The organism is Segniliparus rotundus DSM 44985 (genome assembly GCF_000092825.1).
Lineage (GTDB): Bacteria > Actinomycetota > Actinomycetes > Mycobacteriales > Mycobacteriaceae > Segniliparus > Segniliparus rotundus.
In genome coordinates, this window is the sequence record NC_014168.1 from 964,550 (window position 1) to 989,592 (window position 25,043).

The 25,043-nt window shown below is 68.6% G+C and carries 24 protein-coding genes; 17 read left to right on the top strand and 7 right to left on the bottom strand.

What is annotated here, in order from left to right:
• Positions 1–2,079 (bottom strand): RNA degradosome polyphosphate kinase, encoded by a 2,079-nt coding sequence (locus SROT_RS04965; RefSeq protein WP_013137916.1) that lies wholly within the window; start codon positions 2,077–2,079, stop codon positions 1–3.
• 12 nt (positions 2,080–2,091) lie between these two features.
• On the bottom strand, positions 2,092–2,802 hold the full coding sequence (gene cofC / locus SROT_RS04970) for a 2-phospho-L-lactate guanylyltransferase (RefSeq protein ID WP_013137917.1): 711 nt from the start codon (positions 2,800–2,802) through the stop codon (positions 2,092–2,094).
• 150 nt (positions 2,803–2,952) lie between these two features.
• Here cofC and SROT_RS04975 point away from each other — a divergent pair, with 150 nt between their 5' ends.
• The gene (locus SROT_RS04975; protein WP_041407682.1) at positions 2,953–3,930 is read left to right on the top strand and encodes an NAD(P)H-dependent glycerol-3-phosphate dehydrogenase; all 978 of its coding nucleotides are present in this window, start codon (positions 2,953–2,955) and stop codon (positions 3,928–3,930) included.
• Complete coding sequence (locus SROT_RS04980) at positions 3,927–5,000, top strand: D-alanine--D-alanine ligase family protein (RefSeq protein ID WP_013137919.1); 1,074 nt, start codon at positions 3,927–3,929, stop codon at positions 4,998–5,000. The genes SROT_RS04975 and SROT_RS04980 overlap by 4 nt, the downstream gene beginning before the upstream one ends.
• Here SROT_RS04980 and SROT_RS04985 read toward each other — a convergent pair.
• Complete coding sequence (locus SROT_RS04985) at positions 4,997–5,542, bottom strand: DUF3515 domain-containing protein (RefSeq protein ID WP_013137920.1); 546 nt, start codon at positions 5,540–5,542, stop codon at positions 4,997–4,999. The genes SROT_RS04980 and SROT_RS04985 overlap by 4 nt on opposite strands.
• 50 nt (positions 5,543–5,592) lie before the next feature.
• Here SROT_RS04985 and SROT_RS04990 point away from each other — a divergent pair, with 50 nt between their 5' ends.
• The 6 genes from SROT_RS04990 to SROT_RS05015 all read left to right on the top strand — a co-directional run bounded on the left by SROT_RS04990 (position 5,593) and on the right by SROT_RS05015 (position 12,561).
• Positions 5,593–6,630, top strand: a complete 1,038-nt coding sequence (locus SROT_RS04990; RefSeq protein ID WP_013137921.1) for a thiamine-phosphate kinase — start codon at positions 5,593–5,595, stop codon at positions 6,628–6,630.
• A gap of 61 nt (positions 6,631–6,691) precedes the next feature.
• A complete protein-coding gene (locus SROT_RS04995; RefSeq protein WP_013137922.1) occupies positions 6,692–7,213 on the top strand; it encodes a gamma carbonic anhydrase family protein in 522 nt (173 codons plus the stop codon).
• On the top strand, positions 7,210–7,884 hold the full coding sequence (locus tag SROT_RS05000; protein ID WP_013137923.1) for a uracil-DNA glycosylase: 675 nt from the start codon (positions 7,210–7,212) through the stop codon (positions 7,882–7,884). The genes SROT_RS04995 and SROT_RS05000 overlap by 4 nt, the downstream gene beginning before the upstream one ends.
• Entirely contained in the window at positions 7,872–9,575 is a 1,704-nt protein-coding gene (locus SROT_RS05005) for a DAK2 domain-containing protein (protein WP_013137924.1), read from the top strand. Before SROT_RS05000 ends, SROT_RS05005 begins: the two co-directional genes overlap by 13 nt.
• Positions 9,572–11,866 (top strand): ATP-dependent DNA helicase RecG, encoded by a 2,295-nt coding sequence (locus SROT_RS05010; RefSeq protein ID WP_013137925.1) that lies wholly within the window; start codon positions 9,572–9,574, stop codon positions 11,864–11,866. The genes SROT_RS05005 and SROT_RS05010 overlap by 4 nt, the downstream gene beginning before the upstream one ends.
• A 2-nt stretch (positions 11,867–11,868) precedes the next feature.
• A complete protein-coding gene (locus SROT_RS05015) occupies positions 11,869–12,561 on the top strand; it encodes an HNH endonuclease family protein (RefSeq protein WP_013137926.1) in 693 nt (230 codons plus the stop codon).
• Here SROT_RS05015 and SROT_RS05020 read toward each other — a convergent pair.
• Both SROT_RS05020 and SROT_RS15540 read right to left on the bottom strand, forming a co-directional pair.
• Entirely contained in the window at positions 12,524–14,182 is a 1,659-nt protein-coding gene (locus tag SROT_RS05020; RefSeq protein ID WP_013137927.1) for an MDR family MFS transporter, read from the bottom strand. The genes SROT_RS05015 and SROT_RS05020 overlap by 38 nt on opposite strands.
• Positions 14,179–14,850 carry a TetR/AcrR family transcriptional regulator gene (locus SROT_RS15540; RefSeq protein ID WP_013137928.1) on the bottom strand — a complete coding sequence of 224 codons (672 nt, stop codon included), beginning with the start codon at positions 14,848–14,850 and terminating at the stop codon, positions 14,179–14,181. Before SROT_RS15540 ends, SROT_RS05020 begins: the two co-directional genes overlap by 4 nt.
• A gap of 293 nt (positions 14,851–15,143) precedes the next feature.
• Here SROT_RS15540 and SROT_RS05030 point away from each other — a divergent pair, with 293 nt between their 5' ends.
• The 3 genes from SROT_RS05030 (at position 15,144) to SROT_RS05040 (ending at position 18,944) form a co-directional block, all read left to right on the top strand.
• Positions 15,144–16,418, top strand: coding sequence for a glutamate-5-semialdehyde dehydrogenase (locus tag SROT_RS05030; RefSeq protein WP_013137929.1), 1,275 nt, complete (start codon positions 15,144–15,146; stop codon positions 16,416–16,418).
• A gap of 64 nt (positions 16,419–16,482) precedes the next feature.
• Positions 16,483–17,385 (top strand): AAA family ATPase, encoded by a 903-nt coding sequence (locus SROT_RS05035; RefSeq protein WP_013137930.1) that lies wholly within the window; start codon positions 16,483–16,485, stop codon positions 17,383–17,385.
• A 2-nt stretch (positions 17,386–17,387) separates the two neighbouring features.
• Positions 17,388–18,944 (top strand): vWA domain-containing protein, encoded by a 1,557-nt coding sequence (locus SROT_RS05040; protein ID WP_013137931.1) that lies wholly within the window; start codon positions 17,388–17,390, stop codon positions 18,942–18,944.
• Between the two features lie 21 nt (positions 18,945–18,965).
• Here SROT_RS05040 and SROT_RS05045 read toward each other — a convergent pair whose 3' ends face one another.
• Complete coding sequence (locus SROT_RS05045) at positions 18,966–19,664, bottom strand: class I SAM-dependent methyltransferase (RefSeq protein WP_013137932.1); 699 nt, start codon at positions 19,662–19,664, stop codon at positions 18,966–18,968.
• Between the two features lie 123 nt (positions 19,665–19,787).
• Positions 19,788–20,252, bottom strand: coding sequence for a redox-sensitive transcriptional activator SoxR (gene soxR / locus SROT_RS05050; protein WP_013137933.1), 465 nt, complete (start codon positions 20,250–20,252; stop codon positions 19,788–19,790).
• A 78-nt stretch (positions 20,253–20,330) separates the two neighbouring features.
• On the opposite strand from soxR, the gene SROT_RS05055 reads away from it, so the two are divergent.
• Genes SROT_RS05055 through SROT_RS05080 form a run of 6 tightly spaced genes read left to right on the top strand, consistent with a single transcriptional unit; the run spans position 20,331 to position 25,041 of the window.
• Positions 20,331–21,734 carry an MFS transporter gene (locus tag SROT_RS05055; RefSeq protein WP_013137934.1) on the top strand — a complete coding sequence of 468 codons (1,404 nt, stop codon included), beginning with the start codon at positions 20,331–20,333 and terminating at the stop codon, positions 21,732–21,734.
• 12 nt (positions 21,735–21,746) lie between these two features.
• On the top strand, positions 21,747–22,394 hold the full coding sequence (nadD, locus tag SROT_RS05060; protein ID WP_083777832.1) for a nicotinate-nucleotide adenylyltransferase: 648 nt from the start codon (positions 21,747–21,749) through the stop codon (positions 22,392–22,394).
• Positions 22,391–22,792 carry a ribosome silencing factor gene (rsfS, locus tag SROT_RS05065; protein WP_013137936.1) on the top strand — a complete coding sequence of 134 codons (402 nt, stop codon included), beginning with the start codon at positions 22,391–22,393 and terminating at the stop codon, positions 22,790–22,792. Before nadD ends, rsfS begins: the two co-directional genes overlap by 4 nt.
• On the top strand, positions 22,789–23,451 hold the full coding sequence (locus SROT_RS05070; RefSeq protein ID WP_013137937.1) for a histidine phosphatase family protein: 663 nt from the start codon (positions 22,789–22,791) through the stop codon (positions 23,449–23,451). The genes rsfS and SROT_RS05070 overlap by 4 nt, the downstream gene beginning before the upstream one ends.
• Positions 23,444–24,187 (top strand): diglucosylglycerate octanoyltransferase, encoded by a 744-nt coding sequence (octT, locus tag SROT_RS05075; protein ID WP_013137938.1) that lies wholly within the window; start codon positions 23,444–23,446, stop codon positions 24,185–24,187. The genes SROT_RS05070 and octT overlap by 8 nt, the downstream gene beginning before the upstream one ends.
• Positions 24,187–25,041, top strand: coding sequence for a DegV family protein (locus SROT_RS05080; RefSeq protein ID WP_013137939.1), 855 nt, complete (start codon positions 24,187–24,189; stop codon positions 25,039–25,041). Before octT ends, SROT_RS05080 begins: the two co-directional genes overlap by 1 nt.
• The last annotated feature ends 2 nt before the right edge of the window (positions 25,042–25,043 follow it).

Here is a 25,043-nt window from a genome sequence, read left to right on the forward strand (position 1 = left end):
CTAGACCGTCAACTCTCGGTAGTGCTCGATGAGGGAGCGTTGGTGGTCTCGTTTCTCGGTTCCCGCCGCGATCGCCTCCTCTGTCGGCTTCGCGTGCCACAGGCCCTCCTCGTCCAACTCCCAGCACCGGGTCGCGGGGTCCGCCGCGCTGTCGAACATCCAATCGATCTGCGCGGTGAGCTTGGGGTCTTTGACTTGCACGAGCACTTCGACGCGTCGGTCGAGGTTGCGGTGCATCATGTCGGCGCTGCCGATCCAGTACTGGTTCGCGGCTTTGAAGTGGAAGGTGCGCGAGTGCTCGAGGAATTTGCCGAGGATGGAGCGCACCGTGATGTTCTCCGAAAAGCCCGGGACCCCTGGTTTGAGGGCGCAGATGCCGCGCACCACGACTTCGACCGGCACGCCCGCCTGCGAGGCGCGGTACAGGGAGTCGATGATCTGCTCGTCCACGAGCGAGTTCACCTTCACCCGGATCCGGGCGTCCCAGCCCGAACGGCGATGCTCGATTTCGGCCTGCACCCGTTCCAGGATGCCGGAGCGGATCCCTTGCGGCGCCACCAGCAGCCTTCGGTAGCTGGACCGGCGCCCGTAGCCGGTCAGCGAGTTGAACAGGTCGGTCAGATCGGCCCCGACCTCTTCCGAGGCGGTCAAAAGGCCGAGGTCCTCGTAGATGCGGGCGGTCTTCGGATTGTAGTTCCCGGTGCCGATATGGCAGTACCGCCGGATGTGGCTGCCCTCCCGGCGCACCACGAGGCAGGTTTTGCAGTGGGTCTTCAGGCCGATCAACCCGTAGACGACGTGCACCCCGGCGTGTTCGAGCGCGCGGGCCCATTTGATGTTGGCCTGCTCGTCGAAGCGGGCCTTGATCTCCACGAGCGCGACGACCTGCTTGCCCGCCGCTGCCGCGTCGATGAGCGAGTTCACGATCGGCGAGTCGCCAGAGGTGCGGTAAAGGGTTTGTTTGATCGCGAGCACCTGCGGGTCGGCGGCGGCCTGCTCGATGAACCGCTGCACGCTCGTGGAGAAGGACATGTAGGGGTGGTGGACCAGCACATCTCCTTCGCGCAGCGTCGAGAAGACGCTCTTGGGGGTCTCCCGCTCGGCGAACGCCGGATGGGTGAGGGGCACGAACGCCTTGTCTTTGAGCCCTGGGCGGTCGAGTCCGTAGATCTGCCACAGGCAGGACAGGTCGATCAGTCCTGGCACCTGCACGACCTCGTGCGGATCGACGTCGAGCTCGCGCAACAGCAGTTCGAGCATGTGCTCGCTCATCGTGTTGGAGACCTCGAGGCGCACCGGGGAGCCGAACCGCCGCCTCGCGAGCTCGCGCTCAAGGGCTTGGAGCAAGTCCTCGTCCCGGTCCTCCTCCACCTCGAAGTCGGCGTTGCGAGTCACTCGGAACACATGGTGCTCCACGATGCGCATGCCTTCGAACAGCTCCGTCAGATGCGCGGAGATCAGCTCCTCCATCGGCAGGAGCACGATGTCGTCCAAGGAGCTTTTGACGGTCACGAAGCGGTCGACGTTGTCGGGGACTTTGATGCGCACGAAGTGCTGCCCGCCGCCCGTTTCGTCGTGGATGGTCGCGGCGAGGTTGAGCGAGAGCCCGCTGATGTAGGGGAACGGGTGCGCGGGGTCCACGGCGAGCGGTGTGAGCACGGGGAAGACCTGCTCGCGGAAATAGGCCGAAAGCCGGCCCTGGTCTGTGGCGGAAAGATCAGACCAGGCCACGATCCGAACCGAGTTCTCCGCGAGCGCTGGCGTTATCACATCGAGGAACACGCGGGCGTGGCGGATGGCGAGCTCTTGGGTCCGCGCCGCGATGAGTTCGAGCTGGGCCTTGGGCGAGAGGCCGTCGGCGGAGCGCACCGAGAGGCCGGTTTGATGTCTGCGCTTGAGCCCGGCCACTCGGACCATGTAGAACTCGTCGAGGTTGGAGGCGAAAATAGCGAGGAACTGCACGCGTTCGAGCAAGGGCAGCGAAGCGTCCTCGGCCAGGGCGAGCACACGGGCGTTGAAGTCCAGCCAGCTCAGCTCGCGGTTCAAATAGCGATCCTCGGGCAGGCGCGTCTCTGTCACGGCATCATCATCTCAGACGAGCCCGACTCCGGCGAGGAGGGCCTTCGTGGCGAGGCCCAGGCCGAGTTCGCCCGTCATGCGCAAGTCGTCGGGCACGTCCACGTCGTGGCGCAGGCCCGGCAGCGGTTCCGTGATGGCGGTGGCTCCCGAAGCTTCGTGCCGGGCGGCGGAACCGGGGCCGAAAACAGGGGCGAGCTGCTCCGCCGGATCGGCGGCGATCAGGGCGGTGGTCCCCAGCCCGGCATGGTCGGCGACATAGGACCGCCCGCGCCCCCGCGCCGCGCGCAGCGCCTCCTGCAGCTCCCCGGGGCGAAGCGCCGGCAGGTCGCCGTGCAAAGCGGCCCGCAGCGCGGTGGGGAACTGCTCGCGAGCCCAGGCGTCCCCAGCCCGCAGCGCCGCGTTGAGCCCCCCGCCAGCCCTGCCCGCGCGAGCGCCGCTGGTGGGAGCGGCCCAAGCGCTCTCTGGCTCCGGCTCGTCGAGCACGACCGCGCCGTATGCCCGCGCGAGCGCCCCCGCCTGGGGATCGGCGGTGATGACGGCGACAGCCCGAGTCCACGCCGCTCCTCGGGCGGCTTCGAGGACGTCGGTGAGCATGGCGAGGGTCAATTGGGCGCGCTGCTCGGCGCGCAGCGCTGGGGCGAGCCGGGTTTTCGCTTCCCGCAAGGGTTTGACCGCGATGAGGACCACCGCGTGCGGGGCCGCTGGTCTGGACACGAAAACCATTCTAGGGACATGCGCGCGGCCCGTGGCGCCGAATTCCGCGCCGGGCGGCCCCGGCAGTCTTCTTCCCCGCCGCGTCACGGCAGCCGCGGTCGATTACTCTGAGCAGATGCAGTGCGAGGAGGTGCCGTTGTGACGGCGAAGATCGCGGTGATGGGCGCGGGAGCCTGGGGCACCGCGATGGCGAAAGTGATCGCCGAACTGGAGCACGACGTCCTGCTCTGGTCGCGGCGCGCGGAGCTCGCCGAGTCGATCAACCGGAATCGCGAGAACGCGGAGTATTTGCCCGGCCGGCGCCTCCCCGAAGGAATCGCCGCGACGGCGGACGCGGCTGCTGCCGTCAAAAGCGCGGACATTGTGCTGCTCGCCACCCCGGCGCAGAGCCTGCGGTCGAACTTGCAGGCGTGGGGCGGGGCGGTCAAACCCGGCGCCCTGCTGCTTTCCCTCGCCAAGGGTTTGGAGCGGGGCACGAAGCTGCGCATGACCGAAGTCGTCCAGCAAGTGCTCGGCAAGCCCGTGAGCGAGATAGGGGTTCTTTCCGGGCCGAACCTCGCCCTGGAGGTCGCGGCGGGCCAGCCTTCCGGCGCCGTGGTCGCCTGCTCGCACGAGGAGTCCGCCGCCGCCATGCAAGAGCTGTGCGCGGCGCCCGGCTTCCGGGTGTACACCAATGACGATGTGGTGGGCGTCGAGCTCGCGGGCGTGGTCAAAAACGTCATCGCCCTCGCGTGCGGCATCGCGTCCGGTTCCGGTTACGGGCAGAACACCCTCGCCGTGCTCATCACGAGGGGCCTCGCGGAGATCACCCGGTTGGGCGTGGCCATGGGCGCGAAAGCCGCGACCTTCTCCGGCCTGGCCGGGGTGGGCGACCTCGTGGCCACCTGCACCTCCCCGTTGTCCCGCAACCGCGCGTTCGGCGTGCGGCTCGGCCTTGGCGAGGGGGCGCGCGGGGCGGGAGACGGCCCGCACGGCGTGGTGGAGGGTTTCGCGTGCTGCGGCGCGGTGCGGGAGCTGGCCATCGACCACGGGGTGGAAATGCCGATCACCGAGGCGGTTTTCCAAGTGTGCCACGACGGGATGCCGGTGCGCGAAGCGGTCGAGAACCTCATGGGCAGGAAGATCGGCGCGGAATGACACGGAAAATTTCGGTGCTGGTCCTGTTCGGGGGCGTCAGCGGCGAGCATGAGATCTCGTGCTTGTCCGCCGCGTCCGTCTTGGCGCAGCTGGACCCCAGCCGCTATACGGCGGTTCCGGTCGGCATCACCAAAGAAGGCGACTGGGTGCTCGACAGGCGGTCTCCCGAAGAACTCGGCGACAAAGCCGGGGGGTTGCCCCAAGTGGACCGGACAGCCCCCAGGGTGGCGCTCGCCGTCGGGCGCGCCGGGGCGGGGGAGCTGCGCTTCGTCGGCGGCGAGCTCGCCGCTCAGGTGGACGTGGTGTTCCCCGTGCTGCACGGCCCCTATGGCGAGGACGGCACCGTCCAGGGGCTCTTCGAGCTGGCCAACCTGCCGTATGCGGGGTGCGGGGTTTTCGCGAGCGCGGCCTGCATGGACAAGGCGCATATGAAGGCGTTGCTCCGCGAGGGCGGTCTGCCCGTCGGGCCGTACGCGGTCCTGCGCCCCGGCGACGACGCGGACGCAGCGGCCCTCGGGGAGCGGCTTTCGCTGCCGGTGTTCGTGAAGCCCGCCCGAGGCGGGTCCTCCCTCGGCGTGGTCAAGGTCGACCGCTGGGAAGATCTGCCCCACGCTCTCGCCACTGCCCGGAAATACGACCCGAAGGTGCTCGTGGAGGCGGGAATCGCCGGACGCGAAATCGAGTGCGCCGTGCTCGAATTCCCCGATGGGCGCGTGGCGGCGGGCGCGCTCGGCGAGATCGTGGTGCCCGAGACGTACGACTTCGAGACGAAGTATCTGAACAACACCGCCCAGTTGCAGGTGCCCGCGAAGTTGGACGAGTCAGTGGCGAGCGAAATCCGGGCTTTGGCCGTGCGGGCGTTTCGTGTGATGGACTGCTCGGGGCTCTCCCGGGTGGATTTCTTCCTCACGCAAGACGGCCGCCCCGTCGTCAACGAGCTCAACACCCTGCCGGGTTTCACCACCTCGTCGCTGTACCCGAAGATGTGGGAGCGGGCGGGGCTCGACTATCCCACGCTGTTGTCCACGCTCATCGACACGGCATTTTCGCGCGGCTGCGGCCTGCGTTAGTTCCCGTAGTCCGGGTTTTGCGCGGGCAGGGCTTTGGCGACGGCCTCGGAGACTCCCTGCACCGGGGCGGTCGTGCCGACGCCGGGGTCGTAGCTGAGCCGGATGTAGACCGGGCGGTCCACCGCCACCCAGGTTTGTTCGGCGCGACCGGCTTCGTCGCCGACCCGCAGCCACTTCACCGCGGGCAGGCTCTGGTCTGCGGAAACCTCTTGGAACACGGCGTCTCTGCGCAACTCGTCCGGGCGCGGGACGCCGCAGTGCAGCTCCACCAGCTCGCCTTTGGCCCCGCGCCAGCCCGCCGCGCCCGCTGGCGCGGGGTCGGCGAGCGCGGCCCGGGTGAACGGGCCGAGGCGCTGGGGCAGCTCGCCGAGGAGTTTCCCGCATTCCGGCGAGCCCGCCTGCGGGGCAGGGACGTCGGCCAGCCGCACGACGTTGTCCGGCGCGTCGCGCTGGACCCGTTTCGCCAAAAAGAGCACCACGGCCACAAGCAGGAACGGAAGCACCGCGACGATCACCAGCCGGGTGCGAGCAGCATGCCTCATACCGAGCCAGGGTACAGTGCTGAGCGCACCCTCACAGAGCACCGCAACCCATGACTGAACCATCGCACGCGACGAAGCAGCAGACAGTCGCCGACATCGGCGAGTTCGAACTCATCGCCAGGGTCGCCTACGGCCGTGCGCAGCCGAGCCCGGTCCTGCTCGGGCCGGGGGACGACGCGGCGGTGCTCGCCATCGGCGGCGAACGTCTCGTGGCGTCCACCGACATGCTGGTCGAGGGGCGCCACTTCCGTTTGGACTGGTCGCCGCCTCGGATGGTCGGGCGGAAAGTGATCGCCCAGAACGCCGCGGACATCGCCGCGATGGGCGCCCGGCCGGTGACGTTCCTGATCGGTTTGGGCTGCCCGAAGAGCACGCCGGCGCGCGTGGTGGAAGAGCTGTTCGAGGGATTGTGGGAAGGCGCGCGGGACGTGGGCGCCGCGCTCTCGGGCGGCGACGTGGTGGAGGCCGACCACATTGTCATCAGCGGCGCCGTGCTCGGCGTGACGGATGGGCGTGTCCCGGTCACCAGGAGCGGAGCCGCAGCGGGCCAAGTGGTCGCCATCGCGGGCGAGCTGGGTTGCTCGGCGGCAGGCCAAGCGCTCATCGAGGCAGGATTCACGGTCGAGTCCCTTGAAGCGAAGCTGACCGGGACCGCGGACGAGGCGCGGCGGGCTGGCGCGCTCATCGAGCTGGTCGAACGCCATCAGGCGCCGCGTCCGCCGCTGTGCGAGGGCGTCGTCGCCGCGCGTGCGGGCGCGACCGCGTTGATCGACGTCTCGGACGGCTTGGTCGCCGACCTCCGGCATGTGGCAGAGGCTTCCAACGTCGGGCTGGTGATCGACGTCGGCGCGTTGCGCAGCCCCTGGCAGCTCGATGTCGCGGCGGAGCAGCTTGGCGCTTCGCCGACGAAGTGGCTGCTTTCCGGCGGGGAGGACCATGCCCTCGCGGCGGTCTTTCCCGACGAGGGCGCGGTCCCGCGGTGGTGGACGGCGATCGGCCGGACGGTCTCGTTGGACGAGTCCGGCGGCGAACAGGTCCGGCTGTCGGACGGCTCCGTCGCCGAGCATGTCGGTTGGCGTTCGTTTTAAGGCGCTCGTTCTCACTCGGGAGCCACCGGGCTTTGTCAGCGGCGTTCGGTACTGTTCCCGTATGACTTTGTACGCGCTCGGCGACCTCGTCCCCGATATTCACCCTGAAGCGTTCGTGCATCCCGAAGCGGTGGTCATCGGCGACGTGACTCTTGCGGCGGGGGCTTCGGTGTGGCCGACGGCAGTCCTTCGCGGCGACGCCGGAAAAATTGTCGTGGGGGAGCGCACCAGCGTGCAGGACGGCACGATTGTGCACTGCACCGCCATCCACCCCACGATCATCGGGGAGGACTGCGTGGTCGGGCACAACGCTCATATCGAAGGCGCTCTCATCGGGCGCAACACATTGGTGGCCTCGGGGTCCGTGGTCCTCAACGGCGCGGTCGTCGAAGAGGGGGCGGTCATTGGCGCAGGGGCGGTGGTCTCTCCTGGTGCGAAGATCCCGGCCCGTTCCCTCGCGCTGGGGGTGCCCGCGAAGGTGCGCGAGGGCCACCAGGTCCCCGAGGACCACATCCAGCTCAATGTCGCCGCGTACTTGTACTACTCCCAACAGCACCGCGAGGGTTTGCGGAGGCTTTCGTGAGCGCCCGACCGCTCGCCGAGCTGGTCGAGGCCGGATGGGCGCGAGCATTGGCCCCGGTCGAGGGCCAGGTGCGCCAGATGGGCGAATTCCTCCGCGCCGAGCTCGCCGCCGGACGGTCCTACCTCCCTGAGGGCAAAAATGTGCTGCGCGCCTTCACATACCCGTTCGAGCAGGTGAAAGTCCTCATCGTCGGCCAAGACCCGTACCCGACCCCAGGACACGCGATCGGCCTCTCGTTCGCCGTGGACGAGCACGTCTCGCCATTGCCGAAGAGTCTGCAAAACATCTTTCAAGAGCTCACCGCAGACCTCGGCCTGCCGCGGCCCAAGAACGGCTCGCTCATCGGATGGGCCGAGCGCGGCGTGCTGATGCTCAACAGAGTGCTCACCGTGCGCCCCGGCGAACCTGCTTCGCACCGGGGGAAAGGCTGGGAGGCGGTCACCGAGCAGGCGATCCGCGCGCTCGGCGCGAGGGAGGCCCCGCTCGTCGCGGTCCTGTGGGGCAAAGACGCGGGCACGGCGAAGCAATTCCTGCCCGGCGTGCCGGTGATCGAGTCCGCGCACCCGTCGCCGCTGTCCGCGCATCGGGGCTTCTTCGGCTCGCGCCCGTTCAGCAGGGCGAACCAGCATCTCGTCGATCAGGGCGGGGAGCCGGTGGATTGGGCGCTCTGAATCCTGGGGGCGGGCACGGCGACGCCGTTGTGATCGACCGTTGGGCCCGGATCGCGACCGAGCGCCTCGCCCACGCGCAGCCGCAGATCGACGCGGTGAACGTTTTTCCGGTGGCGGACCACGACACTGGCAAGAACATGCTCGCCACGATGCGCGCAGGTCTGGTCGCGCTCTCCGAGTTCCACCAACGGGGGCCTTGGACGCCCGCCGCCGTCGCGGCGGCTTTGCTGCAGGGGGTGCTCGACGGCGCACGAGGCAATTCCGGAATCATCCTCACCCAGTTCTGGCGGGCGTTCGCGCAGACACTCGCAGATCGGGCGTTGGACGCGGCCGGATACGCCGACGCCCTCGCCCGGTCGGTGGTCTTGGTCCAAGAGGCTGTGGCGGAGCCGGCGGAGGGCACCGCGTGGTCGGTGTTGCGGGCTTCGGCGGAGCGGGCGCATGAGCTTGTGGCCGAGGGGGCGCAGGAACTCGCGGCCGTTCTCGGCCCAGTGACCCAAGCGGCTGTGCTGGCGGTCGCCCGCACGCCGGAGCAGCTTCCGGTGCTGGCTGAGGCCAAAGTGGTGGACGCGGGCGGCCTGGGCCTGCTCTGTGTGCTCGACGCGCTCGCCGAGGCGGTGGACGAGGGGGCGCACGAGCGCGCCGCCGGGCACGAGGCTCCCGCCGCGCGCGCGTCGGCGCCAGACCTGTTCTTCCCGCCCTCGCTGCTGCAGCGGGCAGCCCCGAGCCTGGGCGGGGCACGCCCGGAACCGGCGGCTCCCGCCCCCGGATCAGACGCGCACCAGCATGAGCCCGCGCAGCAGCGCCACGAAGTCGAGTTAGAACTGCTCGACCTGGACGAGGAGGCTTTGGCCGAGCTTCGGGCGCGGCTGACGGCGCTCGGCGATTCTGTGGTGTTGGCCGGGGACGGCTTCCGGCTCAAAGCCCATGTGCACACCGCCGACGCGGGAGCCGCCGTGCTCGCCGGGATACAGGCGGGCCGCGTCGTGGCGGTGCGGATCACCAATCTGCCGCAGCCGCAGCCGCAGCCGCAGGCGACGCGGGCGGTCCTCGCGTTGGCCGCGGGCGAAGGCATAGCGGCCTTGTTCCGCGACGCGGGCGCGCATGTGCTCGAAGCCGGCGCCGAGGTGTCCGCCGCCAGATTGGCCGAAGCCGCGACGGAACTCGGTGCGCACGAGGTGTTCGTCCTGCCCAATGGCGCGCTTGCCGGGCCGGAGCTGATCCGCGCGGCTTCTCGGATCCGGGCTGCGGGCCGAGGGGTCCGGTTCCTGCCCTGCGCCTCCCCGGTGCAAGGGCTTGCGGCGATCGCGGTGCACGACCCAGGCCAGGCCGCGGGGGATGACGAGTACACGATGGCCTCGGCGGCCGCGGGGGCCAGGTGGGCGAAATTGGTCGTGGCCCAGGAAGAGGCGTTCACGTGGGCGGGCAAATGCGCCGCCGGGGACTGTCTCGGCGTGGTCGGCGAAGAGGTTGTGCTCGTGTCGGCGGACAAGGCGCGCGCCGGGGCGGAACTCGTGGACCTCATGCTCGCCTCGGGCGGCGAACTCGTGACGGTCCTGGTGGGGCAGTTGGGCGACGAGTCCGTCACGGACGGGATGGTCGAGCATATGCGCAAGCGCCATCCGGGGATCGAGCTCGTCGTCTTTGACGGCGGCCAGCCCGACGAGGTCGTGCAGGTGGGCGTCGAATGAGCGGGCTCGTGCTCGCCGACCCGCTGGCCCCGGTGATCGGGGCCGCGAAAGCCGCCAAACTCGCCGAGGAGCTCGGGATCGCCTCGGTCGGGGAGCTGCTGCGGCATTACCCGAGGGACTACGCGCGCCCCGGCCAGCTCCTTGGGAATAGGTTGGCCCAGGTCGGGGAGCATGTCACGATCATCGCCGAAGTCATCGACAAGGCCCTCCTGCGGTTCAAGAGCGATCCGAGAAAAATGCGCATGGTCCTGAAAGTCTCCGACGGGACGAATGTGTACGAGGTGGTGTTTTTCAACCCGAAGAAGTGGACGCAGGAGAAGCTGAACAAGGGCCAGCGCTACATGTTCGACGGCGAGGTCTCGACGTACGGCAGCAAGCTCCAACTGGCCCATCCCGGCTTCATCCTGCTGCCGGACGCGCCGGCCGCGGTCGACGGGAAGGTCACTGGTTCCGGCCAGATCGCCGCGTACGCCCGCAGCGTCGATCCTGAGCTGCAACTCGATCCGTCCGAGTGGCGCTCGGAGCTCATGGCGGTGTATCCGGCGAGCAAAAACGTGTCCAGTTGGGATCTGCGCAGGCATATCGGGACAGTGTTGGACCGGCTCGCCCCGATAGAGGACCCTTTGACGGAGTCCATGCGCGCGCAGCGCGGGTTTTTGGGGTTGGAGCAAGCTTTGCGGGCCGTCCACAACCCGCAGTCTGTGGAGCAGGTCGCGGCGGCCCAGGCCAGGCTGCGTTTTGACGAGGCCTTGGCGGTGCAGTTCGCCTTCGCCAAACGACGGGCCGCGCTGGCCCATGCCACAGCGCTCGCCTGTCCGCCGAGCCCGCAGGGCAGTGTCGCGAAATTCGAGTCCCGACTGCCTTTCCAGCTCACCGAGGACCAGCAGGCGGTGCGGTGCGAGATCGACGCCGATCTCGCCAAACCTGTCCCCATGAGCCGCCTTTTGCATGGCGAGGTGGGCTCTGGGAAAACGGTCGTGAGCCTTCTCGCGATGCTTCGAGTGATCGACGCGGGTTGCCAATGCGCGCTGCTCGCCCCGACCGAAGTGTTGGCCGCGCAGCACCACGCGACGCTGCGCAAGCTCCTCGGGCCGCTCGGGCGGGGCGGCGAGCTGGACGGCGACCCCGATGGGCTCAGGATCGTGCTGCTCACCGGTTCGATGGGCGCCGCCGCGCGCAAAGCGGCGCTCGCGCAAGTGGCGAGCGGGGAGGCGAACATCGTGATCGGCACGCACGCTTTGCTCTCGGAGAAGGTTGTCTTCGCCGACCTTGGCCTTGTCGTGGTGGACGAGCAGCACCGCTTCGGCGTGGATCAGCGGGACGCGTTGCGTGGCAGGGGGGCAGGCGGGCGGTTGCCGCATTTGTTGGTGATGACGGCGACTCCGATCCCGCGCACTGTCGCGATGACGGTGTTCGGCGAGCTCGAAGTGTCCACGATCAAGCGGTTGCCGACGAACCGGGCCGGTGTCACGTCCTCGGTGGTGGACGAGAAACGCAAACCGGAATGGCTGCGCCGGGCCTGGGAGCGGGTGCGCGAGGAAGTGTCTGCGGGCAGGCAGGCGTATGTGGTGTGCGCCCGAATTCAGGATCCGGGAGCCCAGGAGAAAGACAGCGACGCCGCGAAAGACAAGAAGACCGGCGCGGCGAAGAAACCCGCGAAGCCCAAGCAGCCGGAGGAGAAAAAAGGTCCGCCGCCGCCGAGGGCCGCTGTCGACGTGCACGCGGAGCTCTCCGGGGGCGCCCTAGCTGGCGTGCGGCTCGGGCTCATGCACGGCGCGTTGCCAGCTGCGGAAAAGGACCAGGCGATGGCTTCTTTTTCGGCGGGGGAAACGCAAGTGCTGGTGTCGACAACGGTGATCGAGGTGGGCGTGGACGTCCCGAACTCGACGGTGATGGTCGTTCTTGACGCGGATCGGTTCGGCATCAGCCAGCTGCATCAGTTGCGCGGCCGGGTCGGCCGGGGCGAGCACCCCGGGCTCTGTCTTTTCACCACCCGCCTGGGCGGGGCGGCGCTGGCCCGGCTTGAGCAAGTGGCGGCGTGTCTCGACGGGTTCGAGCTCGCAGAGTTGGATTTGAAGATCCGAGGCGAGGGGGACGTCATCGGCGTGGCGCAGTCCGGACGTTCCCGCTCATTGCGATTATTGTCCGTGACCAGGGATGAGGAGGTCATCGCCGACGCCCGAGACGTGGCTGACGCGTTGGCGGCGGCCGCCGACGCGGACGCCTCGCTGTCGCAGGCCTTCGATTCCGTGCTCACCGAAGCGGAAGCGGAATATTTGGAGAAATGGTGAGGATGTCGAAGGGGGTCCGCCGCGCCGCGGTGTTCGCGGCGCTGGCCGTGGCGGTGGTGGTCCAGGCGCATTGGGACCAGATACACGAGGCCCTTGGTTTTGGGGGGCCGAGCAAAGCCCAGGCCGCGCAGCAGCTCGGCGTGCGGGTGGTGGACGCGCGGCCGCGCGCGCGGGACTATCGGCGCAGCGCCTTCGGCGAGGCGTGGACGGACGACACCGACGCTCCGGACGGGCACAACGGCTGCGACACGCGGGACGACGTTTTGAACCGAGATTTGATCCACAAGCAATACGTGTCCACGCGCCGCTGTCCGCAAGCCGTCGCGGTCGGCGACCTGCACGACCCCTACACGGGCCAGTGGGTGCATTTCCAGCGGGGCAAGGACTCCAGCGCGAAGGTCCAGATCGACCATATTGTGCCGCTGGCGTACGCCTGGGACATGGGGGCGAAGAACTGGGACCCCGCGTTGCGGCGGCGTTTCGCCAACGACCCGGCGAACCTGATCGCGGTGGACGGGGGCGCGAACGAGGACAAGGGCGATCAGCCGCCGGGGCAGTGGATGCCGAAGGAGCGCGCGTTCGGCTGCTCGTACGCGCGGCAGTTCGCGGCGGTCGCGAGGGGCTACGGCCTGGCGGTCGACGCCCGGTCCGCGAAGGTCATCGCGCAGACGTTGCGAACGTGTCCGTCCGCGTAGCGTTCTCGGCGCGGGCCTGCCGAAGGCTGCCCTCGACAGCAGTTGCGGGCAGCTCGGCCGCGAGCGCGTCCTGGGGCGTGTCGAGGGTGGTGCGCAAAGCGACTTCCTTGAGGAACAGCGCGGCGATGAAGGCGATGAGCACGACTGGGACAAGGTCGGCGAAAATGGGGGTCAGCGCGTTGTTGAACGCGTGGACCACCGCGTCGTGCAGCGCGGGGTGCGCGTCTTTGATCCGGTTGACGAGTTCGGGCTGCAACTGGTCGGCTCCGCCGCCGAGCGCTGCCCGCTCCTGCGGGGGCAGCGCGGCGAGTTTCCCGTTCAGCTGGTCGTGGAGCTTGCCGACGAAGGCGCTGCCGACGAGGGAGGCTCCGAGAGACATGCCGATCTGGCGGAAGAAGTTGTACGAGGCCGTCGCGACGCCGACTTCGCCCGCTGGGAGCGAATTCTGCACAATCAGCACGAGGGTCTGCATGCACATGCCGATTCCGGCTCCGAGCACGAGCTGGTACGCCGCGATCGACCAGTTCGAGGTGTCGACCTTCATCGTCGACGAGAGGCACAGCCCGAGCGCGATGACCACCGTCCCGATGACCGGCAGGATTTTGTATCGGCCGGTGCGCGTGGTGAACGCGCCGCCGAGCGTGGAGGCGAGCAGGATGCCCAGCATCATCGGGATTGCGAGCAGCCCCGATGTGGTGGTGGAAAGCCCGTTGACCATTTGCAGGTAGGTCGGGATGTACGTGCAGGCTCCGAACATGGCGACCCCGACGATGAGGCCGGCGACGATGGCGAGGCGAACGTTGCGCATGGCGAAGATCCGCAACGGGATGAGCGGATGTTCGGCGCGCAGTTCCACGAGCGCGAAGACCAGCGCGAAAAAGGCCGAGGCGGCGAGGAGCCCCAGGATGGCCCCGGAGTTCCACGGGTGCTCGGGTTGTCCGCCGAGCGAGGTGGCGAGCATGAGGGCCGACACCGACACCGCCATGGTGGCCATCCCGGCGACGTCCGCGCGGATTTTCGCCGGGCGGTTCGTCGGGAGCCGCAAGAAGAGCAGCGTGGCCGCGACGGCGAATCCGCCCAGCGGCAGGTTCATCCAGAATGCGAAACGCCAGCCGGGGCCTTCGGTGAACCAGCCGCCGAGGAGCGGGCCGAGCACCGAGGCCAGGCCCCACACCGCTCCCATCATGCCCATGTATTTGCCGCGTTGGCGGGGCGGGGCCACGTCGGCGATGATGGCTTGCGACAGGATCATGAGCCCGCCGCCGCCGAGGCCTTGCACCGCTCGGCCGACGATGAGCTGTGTCATGGATTGCGCGAGGCCGCCGATGACCGAGCCGAGGAGGAACACCCCGATGGCCCAGAGGTAGAGCGGTTTGCGGCCGAGGAGGTCGGAGAATGTGCCGTAGACGGGCATCATGACGGTGGAGGTGAGCATGTAGGCGGCCGCGATCCACATCTGGTGGTTCACGCCGTGCAGTTCGCCGACGATAGTGGGCTGCGCGGTGGAGAAGATCATCTGATCCAGCGCCGCGAGCAGCATGGTGGCCAGCACCGCCCCAAGGACAGGCCCGATTCTGGTTTGCGCGGGCTGGTTGGTCGTGCTCGTCGTTGCTTGGCTCATTGTTTCCCTCCGTTGGCCGAGATCATGTCGTTGCAGAGCTTCTGGTGCAGTTCGAGGCTCGTGGCGAGGTGCGTTTCGAGCGGACGCCCGTCCTCGTCGCGAGCCCATTCCTGCCAGGCGTGGCGGGCGACGGCCAGGGCGATGGAGACGATGAGCCGCGCCTCTTGCGCCAGCTTTTGCGCGTCGTGGTCGGGGCGGAGCTGGCCGAGCTTCGCCGCGCAGAGCGCCGCGAAGGCTTCGGCGGTCTCGGCGGCATGGGCGAGGCGCAGGCCGACCAGGCGCGGCTGTTCCTGGAACACACGCAGCATGAGCCGCGCGTGTTCCTGTCTCTGACCGGCGCTGCGCGTGGCGAGCAGATCGATGATCGGTCCGAAGTGGTCGGTGTTCTCGGGCGCGAGGTACGCCTGGGACCAGGCGGAGTCCGGTCCGGTCTCGCCGACCCCGAGGATGGCCCCGTCCTTGGAGCCCCAATAGTTGAAGACGGTCTTCGGCGACACCGCCGCCGTTTCGGCGATCTGTGCGATGGTGACCGCCTCATAGCCGTGTTCGGCCACGAGGCGGATGGCCGCCTCGTGGATTTGCGCGGCGCAGGCCGTTCGCTTGCGCTCGCGCAAGCCGGGCTGGTGCTGTTGGTCGGGCTGGTTTTGGGAGACCAGGGCTGTGGTCATGCCAAAAATATACACAATATGTAATTTTACGTCAAGTGAATATTGTTGCGCTGCTCGTTCCCTCGGCAACAGCGCTATGGTTGCGACATGTTTTTTGTCGAGATCGGCCTGATTTTCCTTGTTTTTTGCTCCAAATCGCCACTTTGGTGCTCGTCATAGTCAGGACTTCGAAACCCAAAGGCGTCCCAGCGCAGTACCCCGGATACCCTGCGCCTACTCCCCAGCCTTTCCAGCAGCACTATGCGCCGCCGCAGAGCTGAGACTCCCTGTCGGGCTGCTGCTACCGTTGAGAGGTGACTGCTGTCCCTACTGTCGCCCCCTCTGACGAGGCGGTGGCCCACGAGGTCCGCGCGCTCGCCCGTCGGGCGAAAACCGCCTCTCGCGAACTCGCGCTGCTCTCCGCCGCGCACAAGAACGCCGTCCTGCTCGCGGCCGCCCAGAAGATCGTCGCGAAGAGCGACGACATCATCGCCGCCAACGCTGTGGACGAGGCTGCGGGAGCCGCCGCCGGCATGTCCGAGAGCCTCACAGACCGGCTGCGTCTGAATCCGGCAAGGATCGACGCCGTCGCTTCTGGCCTGCGCCAGGTCGCGGCGCTCGCGGACCCGGTCGGCGAAGTGGTGGACGGGCGCACCCTGCCCAACGGACTCAAGCTGCGCCAGCAGCGGGTGCCGCTGGGGGTCGTCGGCATCGTCTACGAAGCCCGCCCGAATGTCACCGTCGACGGCTTCGGGCTCGCTTTCAAATCCGGCAACGCGGTCCTCCTGCGCGGTTCCGCCTCCGCCGCGCGTTCGAACGAAGCCCTGGTGCGCCTCGTGCGCGAGACGCTCGCCGAGCACGGGCTCCCCGAGGACGCCGCGCAACTGCTGCCGAGCGCCAGCCACGCCAGCGTCACTGCGCTCGCCCAAGCCCGAGGCCTCGTGGACGTGATCATCCCGCGCGGCGGCGCGGGGCTCATCAATGCCGTCGTCGCCCAGGCCACCGTGCCCGCCATCGAGACCGGCGTGGGCAACTGCCACCTTTTCGTGCACGCCGCAGCCGACCTCGACCAGGCGATCGCCATCCTGCTCAACGCCAAGACCCGCCGTCCCAGCGTGTGCAACACGGTCGAGACTGTGCTCGTGGACCGCGCGATCGCCGACGAGGCGGCCCCGAAGATCATCGCCGCCCTGCGCGGCGCGGGCGTGACGGTGCACGGCGACCTGCCCGGCCTGGTGCCCGCCGTCGAAGCCGACTGGGCCGAGGAGTATTTGTCCCTCGACATCGCCCTTGCGGTCGTGGACGGGGTGGACGGCGCGCTCGCCCACATCGAGCGATGGGGCACCGGCCACACCGAAGCCATCGTCACCAAGAACCTCGCGGCCGCCGACGAGTTCACCGCGCGGGTGGACGCGGCGGCGGTCATGGTGAACGCCTCGACCGCGTTCACGGACGGCGAACAGTTCGGTCTCGGCGCGGAAATCGGCATCTCCACTCAGAAACTGCACGCCCGAGGCCCCATGGGTCTTCAGGCGCTCACCAGCACGAAATGGGTGGTCTGGGGAGACGGGCAGGTCCGGCCCGCATGAGCGCGACCGCACAAGCGCCCTTGGGCCTGCTCGCGCAGGGGCGTCTCATGAAAAAGGCGACCGTATGACAGACAGCAAACTCCAACCGTTCTTCACCAGCGTCCCCGATGTCAAAGAACGGCTCAGAAAAACCGGCTACCTCGCGAGCGACGCGGTGGTCACCGCCGTGTTCCTCGCGGACCAGCTCGGCAAGCCGCTCTTGGTGGAAGGCCCCGCCGGGGTCGGCAAGACCGAACTCGCCAAAGCCGTCGCGGCGGCGGCGGGGGCGAGGTTCGTGCGTCTGCAATGCTACGAGGGCGTGGACGAATCCCGAGTGCTCTACGAGTGGAACTACGCCATGCAGATCTTGCGGGTGCAGACCGGCAACCGGGCGCACAGCGGCGGGAACGGGGGCGGCTGGGAAGAGACGAAAAACGACATCTTCACCGAGGAATTCCTCTTAGAGCGCCCACTGTTGACCGCGATCCGCCAGACTGATCCGACGACGCTGCTCATCGATGAGATCGACAAGGCCGACGTCGAGGTCGAAGGGTTGCTGTTGGAGGTGCTCTCCGATTTCGCCATCACCATCCCCGAGCTCGGCCCGATCGAATCCACCCGCCGCCCGTTCACATTGCTCACCTCGAACGCCAGCCGGGAACTCTCCGAGGCGCTCAAGCGCCGCTGCCTGTTCCTGCACATTGATTTCCCCGAACCGCATTTGGAGCGCGCAATCCTCGCCGAACGTGTGCCGCAGCTGGGCGGTGCTATGGCGGAGCAGCTGGTTCGCGTGGTCGGCGTCTTGCGGGGGCTGAGCTTGAAGAAGCCGCCGTCGGTGGCGGAGAGCATCGACTGGGCGCGCACCCTCATCGCTTTGGGCCAGGGCGAGGGCGCGAAGCTTTCCGACAAGGCCATCACGGCGAGTCTGGGCGCTGTGCTCAAACACCGGGGCGATCACGACGTCGCCCGGCAAGAGCTGAAGCTCTAGCCGTGGCGGGCCCGAAATGGCGGCTGCCCGTGCCCGCCTTGCCCGCTCTGCGCAAAGCGGCGGAGCGGCAGTTCGGAAAGCTCTCCGGCGGGGAGCCGCTCATCGAGCGCGCCGCAACGGAGCCCGCGCCGCCCGAGGCGCCTCCCCCCACGCCCTTGGACGGGGTGAGCGAGCGGATGATGAGCCTTGTCGAGGCGTTGCGGGGCACGGAAGTCGACGTGAGCCCTTCCCAGGTGATCGACGCCGCCCAAGCGTTGTCCGTGATCGAGATCCTCGACCGTGAGCAGCTGCGCGAAGCGCTCGGGGCCACACTCGTGCGGCGCCCGGAGCACCGCCGGGTGTTCGACGGGCTCTTCGAGCTGTGGTTCCCGGAGCGGATCGGCGAAAACGCGGGCGGGAGAGGCGAGGACGAGGTCGTGCTGCCGCTCGACGAGAACGGCGAGATCGATCAAGCGGCTCTGAACGAGACGCTCGCCGAGCTCATGGCGGACGACTCGCCGCAGGGCCGGCGGCGGCTCTCCCGGCTCGTCGCGGCGATCGTGGACCGCTTGGGGCGGTACCAATCCTCGCGCGGCGGCTCGTTCTCCGCGTATCAGGCCACCCGCCGCCTGGAACTGGACGGCCTCGCGGAACGTCTCATCCACGGCCTGCTCTCCGGGTCGGTCGACCCGGACGCGACCGACCAGCGTGTCGCCCAGGCGGACGCCCGTCAGCGTGTCGCCCGCCTGCAGGAGGAGATCCGTCAGGAGACAAGCCGCAGGGTTTCGCAGATCCAGGGCCGCGAGCGGGTCGCGGAGTACTCGATCCGCCCGCCGCTCTCTGTGCTCAACGTGCAGCAGGCGACGAACGCGGAGCTCATGATGATGCGCCGGGAGATCGTGACCCTTGCGCGCCTGCTCGCGAACCGCTTGTCGCAGTCGAGGCGGCCGGGCGCGGGGCAGCGGATCGACCTGCGCAAGACGCTGCACCGGGCGCACGCCACTGCGGGCGTGCCGGTGCGGCTCGTGCGGAAAAAGCCCCGCCCGAAACGCCCCGACCTTGTCGTCCTGTGCGACGTCTCCGGCTCGGTGGCGGCGTTCAGCCAATTCACGCTGTTGCTCGTGCACGCTCTGCGGGAGCGTTTCTCCAGGGTGCGGGCCTTCGCTTTTGTCGACCGGATCGACGAGATCACTCAGCTGTTCGTCGAATCGGCCGATTTGGCGGAGATGATCCGCCGCGCGCTCACCGAGGCGGACGTGTCCGGTTCGGTGGGGCGTTCTGACTACGGCAGCGCGTTCGGCCTTTTTCTGGACCGTTTCGAGGATTCGCTCACCCGCGACACCTCGCTGCTCATCCTCGGCGACGGGCGGACGAACTACCTCGACCCCAATCTGGACGCGCTGCGCGAGATCGCCGGCAAGGTCAAACACGCGCATTGGCTGAACCCGGAATCTGCGGCGGGCTGGGGCAGCGGCGATTCGGAAGCCAACCGATACCAGTCCGTGCTGCCCATGCACGAGTGCCGCAACGGGCGCCAGCTGGCGGAGTTCATCGGCAAGCTGCTGCTGCCGGACGCATAGCCAGGCCGCCGTGCGCCCCGGTCAGGGCTTGTGCGCGCGGAGCAACCAGGCCGGCGCTTTCGAGCGGCCTTTCTCGTCCTTGGGGTACTCCGGGAACACGACCCCTTCGGGCAATGCGTCGTGCATGTTCGCCCAGTCCAGATTCGCGTGGATGAACGCGGGCCGGATCTCGTCGACCGTCCAGTACTTCGACACGAGCTCGCGCAGCTCCGTGTCGTCCACGCCGTTCGGGCCCCCCATCCCTTCGGGGAAAGCGTTTTTGTCGAAGACGAGCACGATGTATTTCGCGCCGGGGGCAGCCGCGCGCAGAATCGAGGAAAGGTAGCCTTCGCGCAGCTCAACGGGCATCGAGTGGAAGAGGGTCGAGTCGATGATCGTGTCGAAGCGGCCGTCGTAGCCGGTGAAGGAGCTGATGTCCGCGGTCTCGTAGGCGGCTTTGTCCGACAGCCCGCGCTTCTCGGCCGCCTTCCGGGCCGCGGCGATCGCAGTGGGGGACAGGTCCAAGCCCACGACCGTGTGCCCGAGCGCGGCGAGCTTGAGCGACGTCTCGGCGTGGCCGCACCCCGCGTCGAGGACTGCGCCGGTGACTTCGCCCGCCTCGATGAGGGCGTTGATCTCCGGCTGCGGCTCGCCGATGTTCCAGGGCGGCTCTCCCTTGAGGTGTTCTGACTCCCCTCGGTAGATGCTGTCCCAATCCGCCACTTGGTTCGCGTCGGTCATCCTGCGTCCTCGTTTTCTGTCGTGGGTGTTGCGCCAGCGCTCACCGGCGAGTATGTCAATTCAGTAGACATAAACGACTCTATGCCTCTCGGCGCGGCGTCCGCAAAGGAAATATGACCGAAATCACTTTTCTGGAGAATAGAGCTCGGTGAGCCGTCTCGGGCCTGGCCCTTCGGCTCGCAACTCGTCCCCCCAGTTCAGCGTCATGCAGCTTTTCAGGGACAGGCAGCCGCACCCGATGCACCCGGTGAGCTCGGCCTGCATCTGTTCGATCGCCTTTCTGCGGGCCTCGAGCCTGTCGTGCCACCGAGCCGCGATTCTGCGCCAGTCGGCGCGGTTCGGGCTGCGGTCCTCGGGCAGGCCCGCGAACACCTCCGCGACCTCCGCGAGCGGGATCCCGAACCTGCCCGCGGCCAGGATGACCGACACCCGGCGCAGGGTGTGCCGGGGGAATCGGCGCTGGTTGCCCGCCGTGCGCGTCGAACGGATCAGCCCAAGGGACTCGTAATAGCGCAGCGCGGACACGGCCGTTCCGGTTCGCTCGGCCACGTCGCCGATGCTCAACAGCTGGTGTTTGACGGCCACCACGCGCGCCTCCTCGGGAGCTGTCCTGCTGGTCTTCGCGCGCCTTGACCTCAAGCGTGCTTGAGCATTTAGGCTAGACCCATGATTCCGGACGGGCAAGGCACTGCGCGCCGGGCTGGCTCTTGGGGCGAGCTGCTCGGCAAAAAACACGCCCCGGCGGCTTTCGTCCTCGCCGCGGGCGTCGCGCTGTACGCCACGAACGCCTACCTGACCGCGAGCCTGTTGCCGACGGCCGTCGCAGAGATCGGCGGCGAGCGTTACTACGCGTGGACCATGACCGCGTTCCTCATCAGCTCGGTGCTCTCCGTGACATCGGTCGGCGCGCTCGTCGGCGCTTGGGGACCGAGGAATGCGTACCTCGCCGCGCTCGCGCTCTTCGGCGCCGGCACGCTCGTCTGCGCGGTCAGCCAGAGCATGGCGGAGATGCTGCTCGGACGGTCGGTGCAAGGGATCGGCGGCGGCCTGCTGTCCGGGCTCGGCTACGCCACGATGCGCTCGGCCTTGCCCGAGCGCTTATGGGCGTACGCCTCGGGCCTGGTGTCCGCGATGTGGGGGCTCGGCACCTTTCTCGGCCCCGCCGCAGGCGGGCTCTTCGCGCAGGCCCACGCCTGGCGCGGCGCATTCCTGGTCCTCTTGGCGGTGACCTCGCTGACCGCTGCCGTCACACCGTTCGCGTTCCGAAGGAGCCCGCGCGCCCAACGGCCCCGAGGATTGCCGTCGTTGTTCTCGTTGTCCCTGCTCGTCGGGGCCGAACTTGCCGCCAGCGTCGCGAGCGCAGCCCCGAGCAGGCTCGGGCTCTGGCTGGCGCTCGTCGCCGCGGCAACGCTCGTGACCGGCTTTTTCTGGGCCGACTCCCGGGCGAAGCACGGCGTCTTGCCGCCCGTCGCCTATGCCCGCGGTTCCACACTGCCCTGGGCCTACCTCGTCATCGGCGCGCTCACCGCCGGGACGTCGGTGGAGATCTTCATCCCCCTTTTCGGACAGCGTCTCGGCGGGCTTTCTCCGGTCGCCGCAGGATTCTTCGGAGCGCTGTTCGCGCTGGGCTGGACACTCGGCGAATTTCCCAGTGTGCCGGTGGTCGGCCCGCGCCGCGTTCGGGCCATCCTCGTCGCAGGTCCGCTCGTGACAGCGGCGGCGCTGGTCCTCGCCGGCTCTTTGCGCCTTTCCTGCGACCGCGCCTTGTTCGGCGCTTCGGTGCTGGTCGCCGGGATGGGCGTCGGGATCGCTTGGCCGCACCTGGCCGTGTTGGTGATGCGCTCGGCAGAAGACCCCGACGAAGGGGCGCGCGGCAGCGGGCATCTCCGTCGCGCAGTTGGTCGCGGGGACCTTCGGCGCCGCGCTCGCGGGATTGCTCGTGAACCTGGCCGGAACGGAGAACGAAACCGCTGTGCGCTCGCTCTTCTACGGGATCGCCCCGATCGGGCTGATCGGGTTCTTCGGCGTCCTGCGCGCCCTTCGCCGGCAGACCTGAACAGCGAATTCTGATACCGTTGCGCAATGCCGTCGACGTCTGGGCCCCACCGCGTGCCTCGGCTTGGCGTCATGGGCGGCACCTTCGACCCGATCCACCACGGCCACCTGGTCGCGGCGAGCGAGGTGGCGGACCTGTTCGGCCTCGACGAGGTGCTCTTCGTGCCCAGCGGCAGGCCGTGGCAGAAGACAGCGGGCCGCGAGGTCACCGAGGCCGAGCACCGCTACCTCATGGCGGTGGTCGCCACCGCCGCCAACCCCGACTTCTCCGTGAGCCGGGTCGACATCGACCGTCCCGGCGACACCTACACCATCGACACCCTTCGTGATTTGCGCGCCCGCAGCCCTGAGGCGGAGATCTTCTTCATCACCGGGGCGGACGCGCTCGCGAATATCCTGACCTGGCAGCGTTGGGAGGAGCTGTTCGAGCTCGCGAAGTTCGTCGGCGTCTCCCGACCCGGTTACGAGTTGTCCTTGGCCGCTCTCGGCGACCGGCTCTCCCAGCTCCCGCAAGGGTCGGTGAGCCTCGTGGAGGTGCCCGCGCTCGCGATCTCCTCGACAGACTGCAGGCGGCGCGCGCGGGAGGGCCGCCCGATCTGGTACCTCGTTCCCGACGGCGTGGTCCAATACATCGGCAAACATCAGCTGTATCGAGCTCGAGAGGATATGAAATGACGGCCAGACCAGAGGCTATCGAGCTCGCGAGGGTCGCGGCCGCGGCCGCCGAAGACAAGCTCGCGAGCGATGTGGTGATTATCGACGTCTCCGAACGGCTGGCGATCACCGATTGTTTCGTCCTCGCCTCAGCCCCCAACGAGCGCCATGTGAACGCCGTGGTCGAAGCGGTGGAAGACGCGCTGCGCCTCGCCGGGCACAAGGCGGTGCGCCGCGAAGGCGAGCGATCTGGCCGGTGGGCGCTGCTCGACGCGGTCGACGTCGTGGTGCACGTCCAGCACCTGGAGGAGCGCGAGTTCTACAGCCTCGACCGGTTGTGGAAAGACTGCCCGAAGGTCGCGTTCGCAAGCCACACCGCCCCGACGGCCCCGCAGGAGGAGGGCACCGGGCAAGCATGAGCGAACGGACTTTGATCCTGCTGCGCCACGGTCAGACCGACTTCAATTTCAGCGGACGCATGCAAGGGCACCTGAACCCCGAACTCAACGCGACCGGCAGGGAGCAAGCGGCGCGGTCGGCCGAGCAGCTCGCGCGGCGCGCGCCGCTGCTGATCGTCACCTCCGACCTGATCCGGGCGAACCAGACAGCGCAAGCGTTGGCCGAGGCCAGCGGCCTGTCTTCGCGTGTGGACGCGCGACTTCGGGAGACCGATCTCGGCGAATGGGAAGGGCGCACACCGGAAGAGGTCGAGCAGGCCCACCCCGGCGCGGTGCGGCAATGGCGCTCGGACCCCAGTTACGCGCCTCCCGGCGGCGAAACCCGACTCCAAGTGGGAGCCCGCGCCTTAGAGCTGGTCAACGAGCTGAAAGAACAGTTCGCGCCTTGGGGCGAGGAATCGCAGCGCCCAGTGGTGCTCGTCGCGCACGCCGGTGTGATCGGCGGGCTCACCGCCGCGCTGCTGGGCCTGCCGGCCGCCGAGTGGATGCAGGTGCGGGGCCTGGACAATGGGGCGTGGCACGAAATGCGCTGGAACCCAGAGGAAGGGCGCTGGCTGCGCGTCGCGGCGAACCAGTCGCCGGCGAACGACCCGCGTTCTGCTTCGGCCGACAATGTCTAAGACGCGGCAGACGTTGCTGGTCCTCGCTGATTCGTTGGCCTACTACGGCCCGAACGGCGCACTCGCCTCAGACGACCCGCGCATCTGGCCGAACCTTGTGGCGGCAGAGCTCGGCTGGCAGCTCGAATTGGTCGCGCAAATCGGCTGGACCAGCAGAGAAGCGTATTGGGCGCTGATGAAAGACCCCCGCGCCTGGGCTGCGCTGCCCAAGGCGGGCGCGCTGGTGATCGCCGTGTGCGGCATGGACAGCTTGCCGTCGCCGTTGCCGACCGCCCTGCGCGAGTCGATGCGCTACATCCGTCCGCCGCGGCTGCGCCGCCGGGTGCGCGAGGCGTATCAGTGGGCGCAGCCCAAGCTCGCGCCCATCGGCTGGCCGATCGCCCTGCCCGCTGGGCTCACCGTCCATTACCAGGAGCGAATCCGCTCTTCGGTCGCCGCCCTTCGGCCCGATCTGCAGGTCGTCGCGACTCTGCCGTCTGTGCATTGCGCGCCGAGCTACGCGAGGGCGCACCGGGGCAGGCCCAAGACCGCGGCGGCGCTCTCGGACTGGGCGAGGAGCCACCGGCTTCGCGTTGTGGACCTCAAAGCCGCCGTCGAAGAGCATGTGTTCGCCGGACGGGGCAACCCCGATGGAATCCATTGGGGCTTTGAAGGGCATGAGCGGGTGGCCGCTGCAATGCTGCGGGCGCTTCGCGGGGAACAACCGCCGGAAACCGCGCTCGCGGGGGGCGCCTGATGACCGTGCAGGTGGTCACCGACTCCTCGTGCTGCTTGAGCCCGGAGCAGCTCCGTGCCAACGGACTGCGCCAAGCCAGTCTGCACCTGTTGCTGGACGGGCGTGACGTTCCCGAGGACGACGCCAGTTTGGGCGAGGACTGGTTGTCGCGGCCAGATCTGTCCACTGCCGCCGCGAACGAGGGAGAGCTCGCCGCGCTCTACGCGCAGGCGCTCGCGGCGAGTTCGGGCGACGGCGTGGTCGCGGTCCATCTCTCCGGTGCTTTGTCGGCGACCGCCGCCGCAGCGCAGGCCGCCGCCGCGCGCTCGAATGGGGGGGTGCTGGTCGTGGACTCGCAACAAGCGGCGATGGGCGTGGGTTTCGCCGCCCTCGCCGCCGCCCGCGCGGCCGCGTTCGGGGCAGGGCGCGAGGAGGTCGCCGAAGCAGCTCGCGCGACAGCCGCCGCGACAGGCACCTGGGGCTTCGTGGACACATTGGACTGGTTGCGGCGCAGCGGACGGATACCGCGCGCGGCATGGTTGGTCGGCACCGCGCTTTCGATCCGCGCCGTGTTGCGGCTCTCGGACGGAAAGTTGCAGATCGCGGACCGCGCCCGCACACGCGACCGCGCCCGCGGCAAGATCGTGGAGCTCGCCCGCGCGCGTTTCGGCGAGTCAGGCGCATTGGTGGCTGTGCGGCATCAGCAGGCCGCCGAGCAAGCGGGCGAACTCGCCGCCGCGTTGTCGGGCGAACTGCAGTTGGCAGGCGAGGTTGACATCGCCCCGGCCAACCGGGTCCTCGGCGCGCACTTGGGGACAGGAGCCCTCGTCGTGAGCATTGCTCCCGCCCAAACCGGTCGATTCGCCTGTGGATAACA